This is a genomic window from Qaidamihabitans albus (assembly GCF_016464705.1).
In the GTDB taxonomy this organism is placed as follows: domain Bacteria; phylum Actinomycetota; class Actinomycetes; order Mycobacteriales; family Pseudonocardiaceae; genus Qaidamihabitans; species Qaidamihabitans albus.
This window is the reverse complement of sequence record NZ_JAEHOB010000001.1, coordinates 115,827-130,246: the sequence shown is the minus strand read 5'-3', so window position 1 is coordinate 130,246 and position 14,420 is coordinate 115,827. Positions and strand designations below refer to the sequence as shown.

At 69.6% G+C, this 14,420-nt stretch carries 15 protein-coding genes; 10 read left to right on the top strand and 5 right to left on the bottom strand.

Translation table 11 applies throughout. The features are described from left to right. Window positions 1-16 precede the first annotated feature (16 nt). The gene (locus tag JAP66_RS00620; protein WP_199429045.1) at window positions 17-988 is read left to right on the top strand and encodes an ATP-binding cassette domain-containing protein; all 972 of its coding nucleotides are present in this window, start codon (window positions 17-19) and stop codon (window positions 986-988) included. Window positions 989-1,026: 38 nt separating this feature from the next. Next, window positions 1,027-1,851, top strand: a complete 825-nt coding sequence (locus tag JAP66_RS00615; protein WP_307849414.1) for an ABC transporter permease — start codon at window positions 1,027-1,029, stop codon at window positions 1,849-1,851. 16 nt (window positions 1,852-1,867) lie between these two features. Here the strand turns inward: JAP66_RS00615 and JAP66_RS00610 are convergent, their stop codons facing one another. After that, window positions 1,868-2,401, bottom strand: a complete 534-nt coding sequence (locus tag JAP66_RS00610) for a DoxX family membrane protein (protein WP_307849379.1) — start codon at window positions 2,399-2,401, stop codon at window positions 1,868-1,870. 145 nt (window positions 2,402-2,546) lie between these two features. Beyond that, window positions 2,547-3,599, bottom strand: a complete 1,053-nt coding sequence (locus JAP66_RS00605) for a glycerophosphodiester phosphodiesterase family protein (protein WP_199429036.1) — start codon at window positions 3,597-3,599, stop codon at window positions 2,547-2,549. A gap of 133 nt (window positions 3,600-3,732) precedes the next feature. On the opposite strand from JAP66_RS00605, the gene JAP66_RS00600 reads away from it, so the two are divergent. From JAP66_RS00600 to JAP66_RS00585, 4 genes are all read left to right on the top strand, one after another. Then, complete coding sequence (locus JAP66_RS00600; protein ID WP_199429034.1) at window positions 3,733-4,929, top strand: ATP-binding protein; 1,197 nt, start codon at window positions 3,733-3,735, stop codon at window positions 4,927-4,929. 219 nt (window positions 4,930-5,148) lie between these two features. After that, complete coding sequence (locus JAP66_RS00595) at window positions 5,149-5,313, top strand: hypothetical protein (protein WP_199429032.1); 165 nt, start codon at window positions 5,149-5,151, stop codon at window positions 5,311-5,313. Window positions 5,314-5,500: 187 nt separating this feature from the next. Then, window positions 5,501-6,427, top strand: coding sequence for a bifunctional helix-turn-helix transcriptional regulator/GNAT family N-acetyltransferase (locus JAP66_RS00590; RefSeq protein WP_199429030.1), 927 nt, complete (start codon window positions 5,501-5,503; stop codon window positions 6,425-6,427). Between the two features lie 74 nt (window positions 6,428-6,501). Continuing rightward, a complete protein-coding gene (locus JAP66_RS00585; RefSeq protein ID WP_199429028.1) occupies window positions 6,502-7,473 on the top strand; it encodes a GNAT family N-acetyltransferase in 972 nt (323 codons plus the stop codon). Between the two features lie 68 nt (window positions 7,474-7,541). Here JAP66_RS00585 and JAP66_RS00580 read toward each other — a convergent pair whose 3' ends face one another. Next, window positions 7,542-8,108: a peroxidase-related enzyme gene (locus tag JAP66_RS00580; RefSeq protein WP_199429026.1), complete on the bottom strand. Its 567-nt coding sequence runs from the start codon at window positions 8,106-8,108 to the stop codon at window positions 7,542-7,544. A gap of 76 nt (window positions 8,109-8,184) precedes the next feature. On the opposite strand from JAP66_RS00580, the gene JAP66_RS00575 reads away from it, so the two are divergent. Further along, a complete protein-coding gene (locus JAP66_RS00575; RefSeq protein WP_199429024.1) occupies window positions 8,185-8,541 on the top strand; it encodes a YciI family protein in 357 nt (118 codons plus the stop codon). Between the two features lie 2 nt (window positions 8,542-8,543). Next, window positions 8,544-9,773 carry an RNA polymerase sigma factor gene (locus JAP66_RS00570; protein ID WP_307849378.1) on the top strand — a complete coding sequence of 410 codons (1,230 nt, stop codon included), beginning with the start codon at window positions 8,544-8,546 and terminating at the stop codon, window positions 9,771-9,773. A 41-nt stretch (window positions 9,774-9,814) separates the two neighbouring features. Here the strand turns inward: JAP66_RS00570 and mctP are convergent, their stop codons facing one another. After that, the gene (gene mctP, locus JAP66_RS00565; protein WP_199429022.1) at window positions 9,815-11,461 is read right to left on the bottom strand and encodes a monocarboxylate uptake permease MctP; all 1,647 of its coding nucleotides are present in this window, start codon (window positions 11,459-11,461) and stop codon (window positions 9,815-9,817) included. Further along, on the bottom strand, window positions 11,458-11,736 hold the full coding sequence (locus JAP66_RS00560; RefSeq protein ID WP_199429020.1) for a DUF3311 domain-containing protein: 279 nt from the start codon (window positions 11,734-11,736) through the stop codon (window positions 11,458-11,460). The genes mctP and JAP66_RS00560 overlap by 4 nt, the downstream gene beginning before the upstream one ends. Window positions 11,737-11,835: 99 nt before the next feature. Here JAP66_RS00560 and JAP66_RS00555 point away from each other — a divergent pair, with 99 nt between their 5' ends. Further along, window positions 11,836-12,705: a septum formation family protein gene (locus JAP66_RS00555; protein ID WP_199429018.1), complete on the top strand. Its 870-nt coding sequence runs from the start codon at window positions 11,836-11,838 to the stop codon at window positions 12,703-12,705. 107 nt (window positions 12,706-12,812) lie between these two features. Then, entirely contained in the window at window positions 12,813-14,420 is a 1,608-nt protein-coding gene (locus tag JAP66_RS00550; protein WP_199429016.1) for an alpha/beta hydrolase, read from the top strand.

The following is a 14,420-nucleotide window of genomic DNA, read 5'->3' as shown; positions in this document are numbered from 1 at the left end:
CTCCTAGGCTGGCGCCATGTCCGAGAACGACAGACAGGTCGCCGTGCGGGCGCGCGACCTCGTCAAGACCTACGGCTCCACCCGCGCCCTCGACGGGGTCGACCTGGAGGTCCCGTCGGGCAAGGTGCTGGGCCTGCTGGGGCCCAACGGCGCGGGCAAGACGACGACGGTGCGCATCCTGACCACCCTGCTGAAACCCGATTCGGGGGAGGCCTGGGTGGCGGGCCGTGACGTGCTCGCCGAGCCGGACTCGGTGCGGCGCGTCATTGGGCTGTCCGGCCAGTACGCGGCCGTCGACGAGAATCTGACCGGCTTCGAGAACCTCTACATGGTCGGCAGGCTCTACGGCCAGAACAAGGCCACGGCCCGCGCGCGGGCCCGGGAGCTGCTCGCCCGGTTCCAGCTCGACGAGGCCGCCGACCGGCCGTCGAAGGGATACTCCGGCGGTATGCGGCGGCGGCTCGACCTGGCGGGAGCACTCGTGGCGGAGCCGACCGTGGTCATCCTCGACGAGCCGACCACCGGGCTCGACCCGCGCGGGCGGATCGAGATGTGGGAGGTCATCAAGGAGCTGGTGGCCGACGGCACCACCGTGCTGCTCACGACGCAGTACCTGGAGGAGGCCGACCAGCTGGCCGACTCGATCGTGGTGATCGACAAGGGCAGGGTGATCGCCCGCGGTACGGCCGACGAGCTGAAGAGTCAGATCAGCGGTGAGCGGCTCGAACTCGTGGTGTCCACGGTCGACGAACTGCCCGCGACGGCGAAGGTGCTCGCGGAGGTCGGTGCGGCGGAGCCGGCGATCGACGAGCACACCCGAAGGGTGGACGTGATCGTGGACACCGGTCCGAAGGCACTCGTGGAGGCCCTGCGCCTGCTGGACGCACAGAACGTCGTGGTGCAGGACGTGGCGCTGCACCGGCCGACGCTGGACGACGTGTTCCTGTCGCTGACCGGGTCGCGCGCGGAGAGCGAGGGGGAACAGTGACCGCGACGATACAGGCGAAACCCGCCAGTACCGAGCACATCTCGACGAGGGCGCGCGTCGCCAAGGTATTCACCGACTCCGGTGTCGTCACCTGGCGCAACGTGATGAACGTGCGGCGCAATCCCGAGTGGCTGCTCGGTGCCACCGCGTTCCCGATCATGTTCGTGCTGATGTTCGCGTATGTCTTCGGCGGCGCCATCGGCGGTCCTGGCGGTGACAGCAGCCAGTACCGCGAGTTCCTGATCGCCGGGATCTTCGCGCAGACGGTCGCCTTCAACTCCTCCTACACGGTGATCGGGTTCGCTAGTGACCTGCAGAAGGGCATCATCGACCGGTTCCGTTCGCTGCCGATGTCCCGGCTGGCGGTGATCCTGGGCCGGACCACCGCCGACCAGGTGCTCAGCGTGGTCGTGCTCGTGGTCATGTCGGCCTGCGGCCTGCTCATCGGCTGGCGGATCCGCGGCAGCTTCCTCGACGCGGTACTCGGATACCTGATGATCCTGCTGTTCGCGTTCGCCATGTCGTGGATCGGGGCCTACATCGGCCTGATCGCACGCAGCGTCGAGGTCGCCAACAGCGCGGGCCTGATCTGGATGTTCCCGCTGACGTTCGTCTCGTCGGCGTTCGTCCCGCAGGAGAGCCTGCCCGGCGTCCTCGGTCCGATCGCCGACTGGAACCCGTTCACGGCGGCGGTCAACGCCACCCGCGACCTCTTCAACAACCCCAGCCCGGCGGGCTGGCCGGAACCGTCCGGGTGGCCGGCCGAGAACGCGGCCCTCTACGCGATCCTCAGCTGCGTGGCGATCATCGCGATCTTCGCGCCGCTGGCCACCGCGCAGTACCGCCGGGTGGCCAGCAAGTAGCGAACGGCCGGCCGGGTCACCGGGGCAGGGCGGACTCCAGGGTCTTGTTCGCCTTCCCGGTGGCCTTGGCGGCGCGCTTCTGCACGGCTCCGGTGGTGCCCTGCACCTGCTTGCCGACATCACGGGCGGTCCGCTTGGCGCGCCAGCCCACCGACGGTTTGCCCTCGGTGTCGGCGGCCGCGAGCAGCAGGCCACCGGCGAGCCCGGCGTTCTTGATGAAGTGCACCATGTGTTGCTGCCGTTCTTCTCCCTGGTGTTCCCAGAAGCGGTGCGCGGCCGCCGTGGTGGACGTCAGGCTGCCGAGCAGCAGTATCGACGAGAGCCGGGGGAACTTGCCCAGGGCCAGCATCGATCCGGCCGCGATCTTCACGGCGCCGTCGATGCGGACCAGATTCACGGGGTCGGTCGGCACCGCATCCGGCAGCGCATCGGCGTTCGGGGCGACGGCCTTGTCGACCAGGGGTTTGGCGACCTGCGCGTGGCCCTCGGCATCCCGCAGGGCGGTGATGCCGCCCGAGATGAAGATGGCGGAGAGGAGCGGGCGCGCCACTCGGCGGAGAATCATCGCGACCTTCCTGAACTAGCCGGGAATCGTTGCGCCCCCGAAGCTACCCGTTCTCGGCCGTCTTCACTCCTCGGCAGGCTAGCAGCGTCTACCCTTGTCTAGCGCAAGCACTAGACAAGGGTAGAACTCGCTAGCGCTTCGCCGGATACGACTTGGGCAGCTTGAAGCCCCGATCTGCCGCCACCTCGCGCAGCCGGTCGGGATAGTCGGTGATGATCCCGTCCACCCCGTCGTCGATCAGCTTGTTCATCGTCGCCCGATCGTTGATCGTCCAGGGGATGACCTCGATCCCGGCCCGGTGTGCCTCCTCGACGAGAGCCTTCGTGGTGAACGGCACGTAGCCGGGGTCGTGCACGGTGCCGCCCTGCGGGTTGCCGTGCACGGGCGAGAGCGCATCGGCACCGAAGGAGCGCACCGCCTGCACCGGGCTGCCACCGAAGTCGTCGATGTCGATGCCGCCCAGCCACGGCGACCTGCCGGGCTGACCCACCTGCAGGAAGCCGGGCTCGGTCAGTGCGACCACCGGCAACCACGGCGCCTTCTCCCGCAGCAGCATGAGCGCGCCCCAGTCGAAGCTCTGGACCGTGACATTGCGGGCGAAACCGGAACGGCTCACCTCCCGGATGACCCGGTCGACGAACTGCTCACGTGGCGCGGTCTCCTCCGGCGCCCCCGCCTCGACCTTCGTCTCGATGTTGAAGCGCAGGTGCCACGCGTGGTGCCTGCGAGCGAGGTCGAACAACTCCGCGAGCGTCGGCATCCTGGCACCAGGGGACAGCTGCTGGTTCGGGTGACCCGGGTGCCGCTGCGACCCGCAGTCCAGCGTGCGCACCTGGGCGAACGTCAGGTCCTTGACGTACTTGCCCGCGTAGGGAAAGTCGGGGTCGCCCACGGTCACCGGGGAGGTGTCGGCGCACTTGGCCGGGTTGATCTTGCGGTCGTGCGTGATCACCTCACGCCCGTCGGCGGTGATCTGGATGTCGAGTTCGAGTGTGGTGACCCCCAGTTCCATCGCGCGCCCGAACGCCGCGAGCGTGCCTTCGACGGTCAGCCCGATCCCGCCCCGATGGGCCTGGATGTCGAGCTCCTTGCGGTGCACCTTGGTGCCCGCCTCGGCGGTTGCGGTGCCGATCAGCACCATCGCCAGTACCGCGGCGATCGCGGTGGACATACGTTTCGTCATCAGTGAGACCTCCCGGACGGACCCTGACACCTGTGGGTGACGGCCAGGAGAACCGGACATGTCCGGGACACGCCGGTAGCGTTTTCTGCCGCAATATCGGGCTGCAGCTAGAAAACCCAATAGTGTCGTAGTGATGGACCCCGTGCGGAATCCGTTCGCGCCCGGCGCAGGACAGCGGCCGCCCGAACTCGCCGGGCGGGAACGTGAGCTGAAGGCCTTCGAGGTGGTGCTCGAACGGGTCTCGCGTGGGCGGCCCGAACGCAGCCTCGTGCTCACCGGGCTGCGCGGCGTGGGTAAGACCGTGCTGCTGGGCGAGTTGCGCTCGATGGCGCTGCGCCGCGGCTGGGGCTCCGGCAAGATCGAGGCCCGTCCCGATGCCGAACTGCGCAGGCCGTTGTCTGCCGCACTGCACCGGGCGATCCGCGATCTCGCGGTCCGGCATCGCGCACCCGACCGGGTGGACGACGTGCTCGCGGTACTGAAGGCGTTCGCGCTGCGGGCCAACCGCCCGGACGCCAAATTGCGCGACCGCTGGCAGCCGGGCATCGATGTGCCCGCCGCGCAGGGCCGCGCCGACTCCGGGGACATCGAGATCGACCTGGTGGAACTGTTCACGGACGTGGCGGAACTCGCCGCCGATGTCGGCACCGGCGTCGCGCTGCTCATCGACGAGATGCAGGATCTCGCCCCGGAGGACGTATCCGCGCTGTGCGCGGCGTGCCACGAGCTGTCCCAGTCCGGCGCACCCCTGGTGGTGGTCGGCGCCGGACTACCGCACGTGCCCGCGGTGCTGTCGGCGTCGAAGTCGTACTCCGAGCGGCTCTTCCGTTACGCGCGCATCGACCGGCTGCAGCGGGCGGAGGCGGACCGCGCCATACTCGCACCCGTCGAGCGCGAGGACGCCGAGATCGCTCCGGACGCGCTGGACACCTTGTTCAGCGCGTCCGGCGGCTATCCCTACTTCATCCAGGCCTACGCCAAGGCGGCCTGGGACGCCGCGCCCGCCGACCCGATCACCGCGGAGGACGTGCGGGTCGCCGCGCCGGAGGCGGAGGCCGAGCTCGCGGTGGGCTTCTTCGGCTCACGCTACGAGCGGGCGACCCCGGCCGAGCGTGAGTACCTGGTCGCGATGGCGGAACTGACACAGGGCAGGGACGAGAGCGCCGGCACCTCCGACGTCGCCGTCTACCTCGGGCGCAAACCGTCCTCGCTCTCGCCCGCCCGCGACAGCCTGATGAAGAAGGGGCTCGTGTACTCGGCGGAGCGCGGGCACATCGCGTTCACGGTGCCGCATTTCGGCAGCTACCTGCTCGGCCGCGGCGAAGATTGAGCTTTCTGCCGCTGTCTAGCACTGTCTAGCTTCAGCAAAATATTCCCGAATAGCCAGCGAGAGTGACCGGCGCCACGAACTATGCCCGGCATATCGCCGAAATATCCGATGATCCTTCGGTCAGTAAGCAGCATCACCGGACGATCATTGGAGACTTTGTGAAAAAAGGCGCATACTGGAGGCACAGCCATCGAGACCCCCAAGGGGATGCAGAAACCGATGAACAACATCGCCGCCAAGCTCCGCGCCCGCCGTGCCGAGATGCGTGCCCGCCGGGCACTGAACCGGGCGATCGACAACGCGGCCACCGCGACCGTTCGCCAGGAACTGATCGCGATCGCCCAGACTCGCCCGCGTCGCGGGCAGGACTCTCGTGTGATCTAGATTACAATTGGCTCGGGTGTAACGCCGCCGGCTCCGGCGTCGATACCCCTCATGACCCCGTGATGCTGGCGGACCCCCGACCTGGCAGCATCACGGGGTTTCCATATTTCTGCCACCCCTTTTTCCTGGCCTCGGCTCAACTGTGCCGGTACTCTTGACTGAGTCAACCAATTTGTTGGGGTGGTCAATGAATACGGCGGTGGTCGAGCGAGTCGCGGCCGTTCGTGCCTTCAACCGCGAGTACACGCGGCTCATCGGAGTCCTCGACGAGGGGCTTGTCGGCACGCCGTACACGCTGAGCGAGGCGCGGATGCTCTACGAACTGGCGCAGCAGGGCGTGCGCGAGGTGACCGAGCTGCGCCGCCGGCTCGACCTCGACGCCGGCTACGCGAGCCGGCTGCTGAGCAGGCTGGAATCGAGGGGCCTGCTCGCCCGTGAACGCTCGGAGACCGACGCGCGACGGCAGACCGTCAGCCTCACCGAGGCAGGCAGGCTCGCACAGGACTCGCTCGAACAGCGCACGCGCAGGCAGATCGCGGACTTGCTGGGCACGCTCGCCGAGGACGACCAGCGGCGCCTGCTCGGCGCGATGCGCACCATCACCGAACTCGTCGGCGAGCGCTCCGGGGAGCGGCCGCTGGTGCTCCGCCCACCGCGAGCGGGCGACTACGGCTGGGTGGTCCACCGGCACGGTGTCCAGTACGCACACGAGTACGGCTGGGACACCGGATTCGAGGCGCTCGTCGCCCGCATCATCGCCGACTACGTGGCCGACGAGGGCTCCACGCGCCAGGCCGGGTGGATCGCCGAACTGGACGGCGAGCCGGTGGGGTCGGTGTTCTGCACCCCGGGCAGCGACGATAAGACCGCGAAACTGCGGCTGCTTCTCGTCGAGCCCGGCGCGCGCGGCCTCGGCGTCGGCCAACGGCTCGTCACCGAATGCGTCGAGTTCGCCCGCGGCCGCGGCTACACGGCGATGGAGCTGTGGACGCAGAGCGTGCTCACCGCCGCCCGGCGGATCTACCAGCAGGCCGGCTTCGAGCTGACCGGCAGCGAACCGCACCACAGCTGGGGGCACGACCTGGTCGCCGAGACCTGGCGGAAAGAGCTCTAGTGCTGTCGGCCGCCGCGTCGGCGGCCCAGGAAAACGGTTCGACGGCTTTCCGGAGTCCTGACACGGTGGCCACTATGGCGAACTTCGAGCTGGTGACGGCCGCGGACGTGCAGCTCATGCAGGGTCTGGCGCAGCGTGTCACGGCCATCCGCCCGGACCTGGTGAACAGTGACGCGTCGTTCGGCGAGCTGGCCTGGAACTGGGGCAAAGGGCACGCCGGCGACGGCGCCAGCCGGCCGCGTCGGCTGTGGTTTTCCGGCGGGGATCTGGTGGCGTGGAGCTGGGCCCTTCTTCCGCACCGGGTGAGGCGGAGCGACGGGTCGGTGAAGGACGTCACCGGCGCCTACCTGGCGTATCAGGTCCATCCCGACCACGCCGGACTGGTTGACGAGGTGATCGACTGGTACGACGGTAGGGCCGCGGACGTCGAGCGTACGGTGATGCCGAGCGCCGCCGACGAGTTCGCCCTGAACCGATGGGCTGCGCACGGCTATGAGACCGACCCGGCCTCACTCGGCGACGCCGGGTCCTGGACCCAGCTCAACGAGCGGGACCTCACCGACGTGGACCAGCCGGCACTGCCGGACGGCTTCCGGTTCCGCACCGCCGACGAGGCCGGGCCGGAGGCCGCGGTCCAGGCCCATGTGGACGCCTGGGCTCCCTCGACGTACACGGCCGAGAGCTACCAGGGTGTCCGGCAGACGGCGGCGTACCGCGGCGACTTGCACATCCTGGTGGAGACGCCGGACGGAGCGATGGCATCCTCGACGATCATGTGGCTCGACGAAGCGAACAAGACCGCTGAGTTCGAGCCGGTCGGAACGCATCCGGGCTACCGGCGCCTGGGGCTGGGCAGAGCGATGCTGCTGCACGGGATGCATCTGGCGCGGGCGGCCGGGGCCACTCAGGTGACGGTCGCCTGCCTCGGTGCGCCGGGACATCCCGAGGCGCGCGAGCTATACTACAGCGTCGGGTTCCGGCCGTTCACGCGGGACACGCCGCTCATCAAACCAGCACCGCGAGCTGAGGACCGGTCCTCCGGGTAGCCGTTGGTCGAGCACGTTGGCTCGGGCGAGGGACCTGCCGAAGGGGCAACCCGCCGTTCAGCGGCCGGCTAGCGGCCCATCGGGTAGAACTCGGAGTTCGGCCGCAGCGCGGTGAGATGGGCCAGCCGGTTGGACATGGCGAACAGCGCGGTGATGGCGCCGACGTCCCAGATCTCGTCCTCGGTCAGCCCCGCCTCGCGGGCCGCCGCCAGCTCCCGCTCGCCGAACCGCGCCGAGTCGTGGACCAGCGCCAGCGCGAGATCCACGATGGCACGCTGCCGCTCGTCCAGCTCCGCCTGCCACGGGTTGCTGGCCACCCGGTCAGCCAGCTCGCCGTCCTTCGCCCTGATCCGCAGGATCGCGCCGTGTGCCACCACGCAGTAGGTGCAGTGATTCGCGCCCGACGTGGCCACGACCACCAGCTCCCGCTCCGCCTTGCTCAGCCCGTCGGAGCGGTCCATGAGCGCGTCGTGGTAGTCCAGGAACGCCCGCAGCTCGGCAGGGCGGTGGCCCAGCGCGCGGAAGATGTTCGGCACGAAGCCCGACTTCTCCGCGATCACCTCGATCCGCTCCCGCAGGTCACCGGGCAGCTCATCCGGTTCGACCGTGCCGAACCTGCTCACATCCTCATTCATGTCTGCCACGCTAACCGTGTCGATTCCGGGCGTCCTCGTTCGTCTGTGTGGCGTACACCGAGGATTGGAGGCAGATATGCCCAACTACGTCGGATTCCTGCGTGGCACGGCCGACTCGCACGCACATCTCGGCCCGGACGAGGCGCAGCGGACCCTCGAACGCTATCTCGCGTGGAGCGAGGACATGGACAAGGCAGGCGGGCTCGTCATCAGCAACGGGCTGGCCCGCGGTGGCCGGGTGGTCCGGCTGACCGAGGGTGTGCTGGCCTCGGCCGACGGTCCGCACACCGAGGCGACCGAGGTCGTCGGCGGGTTCATCGTGATCGAGGCCGGGGATCTGGACCAGGCGGAGAAGATCTTCGGCACGCATCCGCATCTGCGGTTCGGGCCGATCGAGGTGCGCAAGGTCGGCGAGAACGGCTGCGAGGACTGAGCGTGCGTGCGGCCGGTGTGGTCGAGCATCTGTTCCGGCACAGCGCCGGGCAGATGATCGCCACGCTGGCCCGCACTCTCGGCCCGGCGCGGCTCGACCTGGCCGAAGAGGCGGTGGCCGACGCGCTGGAGCAGGCGCTGCGCACGTGGCCGCACACCGGCGTACCGGACAATCCGCGCGGCTGGCTGTTCCGCGCGGCGCGCAACCGTGCGCTCGACCTGCTCCGCCGCGAACGGGCACTGCGGGCGAAGTTGCCCGCGCTCGCGGACCTCGACCTCTCGGGCGAACCGGATACCGGCGACGCCGAGCTGGCGATGATGTTGCTCTGCTGCCACCCCGAGCTGCCGCAGGCGTCACAGGTGGCGCTCACCCTGAAGACGGTCGGCGGCCTGGGCGTCGGCGAGATCGCCGCCGCCCTGCTGGCCAGGCCCGCGACGATCGCGCAACGGCTGACCCGGGCGAAGAGGTGGTTGCGCGAGAACGACCACGTTCTCGAACTGCCGCCCACGGGGTCGATCGAGACTCGCGTGGACAGCGTGCTCGCGGTGCTCTACCTGCTGTTCAACGAGGGCTACGACCCGAGCGCCGGGGACGTCGCCGTGCGCGGCGAGCTGTGCGGTGAGGCCATCCGGCTCGGCCGGCTGCTGCTGGCCGACCGGCGCACCGACCTGCCGCGCGCCAGGGCACTGGTGGCCCTGATGCTGCTACAGGCGAGCCGGTTGCCTGCGAGGACCGACGAGGCCGGTGACGTGCTGCTGCTCGACGAGCAGGACCGTGCCCGCTGGGACCGGACGCTGATCGCCGAGGGCACCCGGATCTTCGCCGTCGCCTGTACCGGCCCGGAGCTGTCCGCCTACCACGTCGAGGCCGCGATCGCCCTGTGTCACGCGGCGAGCGGCGCGGACGGCACCGACTGGCAACGCGTGCTCGGGCTCTACGACCAGCTCGTCGCGCTGCGCCCGTCGCCGGTCACCCGGCTCAACCGGGCGATCGCGCTGGCGATGGCCAACGGGCCGGCCGCGGGGATCGCCGAACTTCAACTGATCGAGACCGAGGATGAGCTCGCCGGGTACCCACCGCTGCCCGCCGCGCTCGGCGCGCTGTGGCTGCGAGCGGGGCGGCTGGACCGGGCCGCGGACTACTACCGCAGGGCACTCGCGCTGCCCGGACCGGAACCACGGCACCGGTTCCTGCGCCGCCGCCTCGCCGCCTGCACCCGGCCCGACTCGTGAGTGCGCAAACGAGTTAGAACTCGTGTGCGCACTCACGAGCGTCAGCCGGCGGAGGCGATGGGACGGAGGTCCTTGTCTCCCTCGTCGGCGTGGTAGTCGGCGGGCTCGGTGGAGTCGGTGCCGTTGAACACCTTCGCCCGCCGCGCGAGAGGGGTCACGACCGCCGCGACCACCAGGTTCGCCACCAGCGCCACGATGCCGACGTAGATTTGCACCTGCGAACCCGCGAACGGCTGCCAGCCGAGGATGTTCAGCTTGTCCAGCGCGAGCGCCGAGCCGCCGAAGTGCTCCTTGCCCGCCGCCGGGTTCGGAATGCCGTAGAGCAGCGACAGTCCCCAGAACATCCCGACGAACCAGCCGGCGATCAGGCCCCACACGTGGAACCAGCGCGTGTAGAGCGCGATCGCCACGGCCGGCAGCGTCTGCAGGATCATCACGCCGCCGATGAGCTGCAGGTCGATCGAGAACTGCGGGTCGATGAACAGGATGAACGCGACCGCGCCGAACTTCACGATCAGCGAGGCGAGCTTCGCCTGCTTCGCCTCCTGCGCCGGGGTGGCGTCGCGCCGCAGGAACTCCTTGTAGACGTTGCGGGTCCACAGGTTCGCCGCGGCGATCGACATGATCGCGGCGGGCACCAGTGCGCCGATGCCGATCGCGGCGAAGGCGATGCCGGCGAACCAGGACGGGAACATGTCGTCGAAGAGCTTCGGCATGATCGTGTTCGTGTCGACCCGGCCGGTCGCCGCGTTGGTCAGTGCCTCCGTCCCCGCGGCGACGGCCGCGAAGCCGAGCAGTGCCAGCAGGCCCAGCAGCACCGAGTACGCGGGCAACGCTGACATGTTGCGCTTGAGCACGTTGCGGCCGCGCGAGGCGAGCACGCCGGTGGCCGCGTGCGGGTAGAGGAACAGCGCGAGCGCCGAGCCCAGCGCGAGCGTGGCGTACTGCAGCTGGTTGTTCGGGTTGAGCAGGACACCGTCGCTCGTGGACTCGGTCTCGGCGAACTTCGCCTCGGCGGCGGAGAAGATGCTGTCCCAGCCACCGAGCTTCGCAGGCAGGTACAGCACCGCGACGATGATCACCACGTAGATCAGCGTGTCCTTGACGAACGCGATCAGCGCGGGAGCGCGCAGCCCCGACTGATAGGTGTAGACCGCCAGGATCACGAACGCGATCAGCAACGGCAGATGACCGAGCAGGCCGCCCGCGTTGAAGCCCATCGTGCGCAGGACCGACTCGAGGCCGACGAGCTGCAACGCGATGTAGGGCATCGTCGCCACGATGCCGGTGACGGCGACGAGCGTGGCCAGCACCCGCGAGCCGTACCGGCCGCGCACGAAGTCGGCGGGCGTGACGTACCCGCGCGAGCGGGACACCGACCACAGGCGCAGCAGCGGCAGGAACACCAGCGGGTAGGCGATGATCGTGTACGGCATCGCGAAGAAGCCCATCGCCCCGGCTCCGAACAGCAGCGCGGGCACCGCGACGAACGTGTAGGCGGTGTAGAGGTCACCACCGATCAGGAACCAGGTGATCCACGTGCCGAACTTGCGGCCGCCGAGTCCCCACTCGTCGAGGTGGTCGAGCGTGCGGCCGGCGCGCCAGCGGGACGCCGCGAAGCCGAGCACGGTGACCAGGAGGAAGAGCCCGCCGAAGATGATGAGTTCGGGCCACTGCAGTTCGTTCACCGGGCGCTCCCCTCATCCAGGTCGTCGACGTCGAGGTCCCGGCCCGGTGCAGGGACCGTCGGCTTGTCGCGCGTCATCCGGTAGACGGTGGCGGTACAGATCACGCCTACCGCGATGCCCACGAACTGGAACCAGTAGAAGAACGGCATCCCGAACAGCGCGGGCCCCTCGCGGTTGTAGATCGGGGTGATCAGGATCCAGAACGGAATGATCAACAGCAGGTTCCACGGGCTGAACCGCAGCCCCTGGCCCTTCCCGCCGCCTCGTACCGACATGTCGCCTCACCAGTTCCTTCGCCGTCGTTCAGGTAACCTGCGGGTAACGCGGCGTCGACCTTAAGTGGTGTCCGTGGTCCCTCGGTAGGGTCATCCCCGATGTCCAGACATGGGGTAGCAGGATTCGCGGCCGCCGCACTCGCCGCCGTCACGCTCGCGGCGTGCACCACCGAGGTCGGCGGCACGGCGGCGTCCGGTCCGGACCGCGGCTCGGCGTCGGCCACCACCACGCCGCCCGCGTCCGGCGATCCGGCCCGCGAACTGGCCCAGCCAGGCGAATGTGTGTCCGGCAACGACCCTTCTGCGGTGGACTGCGCGGAAGAACACACCGTGGAGATCACCGAGGTCGGCAGGTTCGGCGGCGAGTTCGGCGATACACCGCCGGAGAAGGCGACCGTGTTCGAGGCGGTGTTCCCCACCTGCCGAACCGTGGCCGCCCGCTATCTCGGCAACGACGGCTACGACGCCACGACGCTCGGCGCCTGGCTCATGTGGGCCGGTGAGGACGACTGGCGCCGCGGCGACCGCTGGTACCGCTGCGGGGTTGCGCAACTGAGCGTCGACGGCGAGGCGATGCCCCGTACCGGCTCGGCGAAGGGCGTCCTGGCCGGTGAGAACCTTTACGAGTTCCAGATCTGCTCGGCGGTGCAGCCGTCGAGGTCGGCCCCGGAACGCGTGCCCTGTGCCGAACCCCACGTCGGCGAGGCCATCGGCGTGCTGCCGATGGGCAAGCCGACCGATCCGCTGCCCTCGGCCGAGGAGTTCGACGCCGCCGCCCGGCCGGCCTGCCGGACGATGCTGGCCCAGTATCTCGGTACGGGTGCCAGGGACGATGTCTTCGCGTCCTGGCGGTGGCCGGACCAGACCAATTGGCGGCACGGTTTCACCAACCTCACCTGCTACGCGGAGACCGCCGACCCGGTCACGGCGTCACTGCGGGACATCGGCTCCGCGCCGTTGCCCCGCTGACGCCCGACTCGCCTACCGAAGGCGGGTTGTCCCGGCGGCGGCGGCCCGCTTCAATTACCCCGGCTGACCCCGGGCTCCCTCCGGCCGACAGGAACGAGGACAACCAGATGAGACGACTTCGCCTCGCCGTGGTGATCCCGGCGACGGCGGGCACCTTGCTGGCCGGGCTCACCCCGGCCCTCGCGGAGCCGGCGGGCAGTAGGCCCGCCGGCTCCGCGGATATTCCCGCCCGCTACGCCGACCAGGTGCTCGACTGGCACGTCTGCTCAGGTGACGAGTTGCCGTCCCAGCCACCGGCGGGTGCGGAGGACATGGAGTGCGCGACCTACGCCGCGCCGCGCGACTGGGACCGCACCGAGGACCGCGTCGACATCACCATCGCGGTCAGCAGGCTCAAGGCGACCGGCGGCGAGGCGACCGCCAGCGTGCTGACCAACCCCGGCGGTCCAGGAGCACCCGGCCGCATCTTCCCGGCGCGGCTGCGCAACCAGGACACGTTGCGGGAGCACCAGGAGGTCATCGGCTTCGATCCGCGCGGGACGGGCAAGAGCACGAACATCACGTGCGGCGGCGCGATCGGCACTGGTGACTCGCTCGACCCGCGCGACCGGGACCGGAAGAACCTCAACCTCATCCTGGACGCCACGAAGTACGCCGCCGACTCCTGCCAGCAGCACTCCGGCGAGCTCGGCCCGCTGATCAACACCTACCAGACGACCCGGGACATGGACCTGCTCCGCGTGCTGCTCGGCCGCGACAAGATCAACTGGGTCGGCTACTCGGCGGGCACGTGGCTCGGCGCGCACTACGCGCAGCGGTTCCCGGAGCACACCGGCCGGTTCGTGCTCGACTCGGCGACGGAGTTCACCACCACATGGCAGCGCTCCTTCGACTGGCAGCCGCTGGGATTCGAGCGGCGCTGGCGCGCGGACTTCCTGCCGTGGATGGCCAAGTACGACTCGCTGTACCACTTCGGCCCCACCGGCGACGCGGCGAGGGAGACCTACGAGCGGGTCCGCGCGGCGCTGGCGAAGCAGCCGGTGGAGCTCGACGGCGAGCAGGTCGGCCCGAACGAGCTGGACAACGCGATCGCCGGGATGCTCTACAACAAGCGCTCGTTCCCCGGACTCGCGGAATACCTGGTGAGCGTGCGGACCCTGACCGGTGCCGAGGCCTCCGCCGAGCAGCAGGCTTCGGCCGCCGAGAAGGTCAAGGCGCGGATTCCCGAGGTCGAGGCGTTCGGACCGCAGCCGCTGCTGGTGCCGCTCGACTACGACGACGCCTACGACGCGAGCTTCTGGACGATCCCGTGCAACGAGGGGCCGTGGTACGGCAACCGGGGCAGCGTCGTCCGGCAGTCCGAGGTGCTCGGCAGGCACTACCCGCTGCTCGGCTGGGGCTGGCTGGTCCAGCCGTGCATCTTCTGGAAGAACAAGCCCATCGAGCTTCCGGAGATCGACGGCGAGGGCGTGCCGCCGGTGCTGATCGTGCAGTCGGTGCACGACCCGGCGACGCCCATCGAGGGCGCCCGGCGGGCACACCGGGCGTTCGAGGGCTCCCGGATGCTCACCATCACCGGTGAGGGGGACCACGGCATCTACGCGGGCGGCAACGGTTGTGCCGACCGGGTTGTGGAGAACTATCTGGTGGACGGCGTCGTGCCGGAGGACACGACCTGCCCCGGAACACCGCTGCCCGTGCCCCCCGGCGCGTAG

Coding starts and splice junctions, on each gene's coding strand:
- JAP66_RS00620 (WP_199429045.1), top strand. CDS start 17: ATGTCCGAGAACGACAGACAGGTCGCCGTGCGGGCGCGCGACCTCGTC.
- JAP66_RS00605 (WP_199429036.1), bottom strand. CDS start 3,599: ATGACGAAACGTATGTCCACCGCGATCGCCGCGGTACTGGCGATGGTG.
- JAP66_RS00600 (WP_199429034.1), top strand. CDS start 3,733: ATGGACCCCGTGCGGAATCCGTTCGCGCCCGGCGCAGGACAGCGGCCG.
- JAP66_RS00595 (WP_199429032.1), top strand. CDS start 5,149: ATGAACAACATCGCCGCCAAGCTCCGCGCCCGCCGTGCCGAGATGCGT.
- JAP66_RS00590 (WP_199429030.1), top strand. CDS start 5,501: ATGAATACGGCGGTGGTCGAGCGAGTCGCGGCCGTTCGTGCCTTCAAC.
- JAP66_RS00585 (WP_199429028.1), top strand. CDS start 6,502: ATGGCGAACTTCGAGCTGGTGACGGCCGCGGACGTGCAGCTCATGCAG.
- JAP66_RS00580 (WP_199429026.1), bottom strand. CDS start 8,108: ATGAATGAGGATGTGAGCAGGTTCGGCACGGTCGAACCGGATGAGCTG.
- JAP66_RS00575 (WP_199429024.1), top strand. CDS start 8,185: ATGCCCAACTACGTCGGATTCCTGCGTGGCACGGCCGACTCGCACGCA.
- JAP66_RS00560 (WP_199429020.1), bottom strand. CDS start 11,736: ATGTCGGTACGAGGCGGCGGGAAGGGCCAGGGGCTGCGGTTCAGCCCG.
- JAP66_RS00555 (WP_199429018.1), top strand. CDS start 11,836: ATGTCCAGACATGGGGTAGCAGGATTCGCGGCCGCCGCACTCGCCGCC.
- JAP66_RS00550 (WP_199429016.1), top strand. CDS start 12,813: ATGAGACGACTTCGCCTCGCCGTGGTGATCCCGGCGACGGCGGGCACC.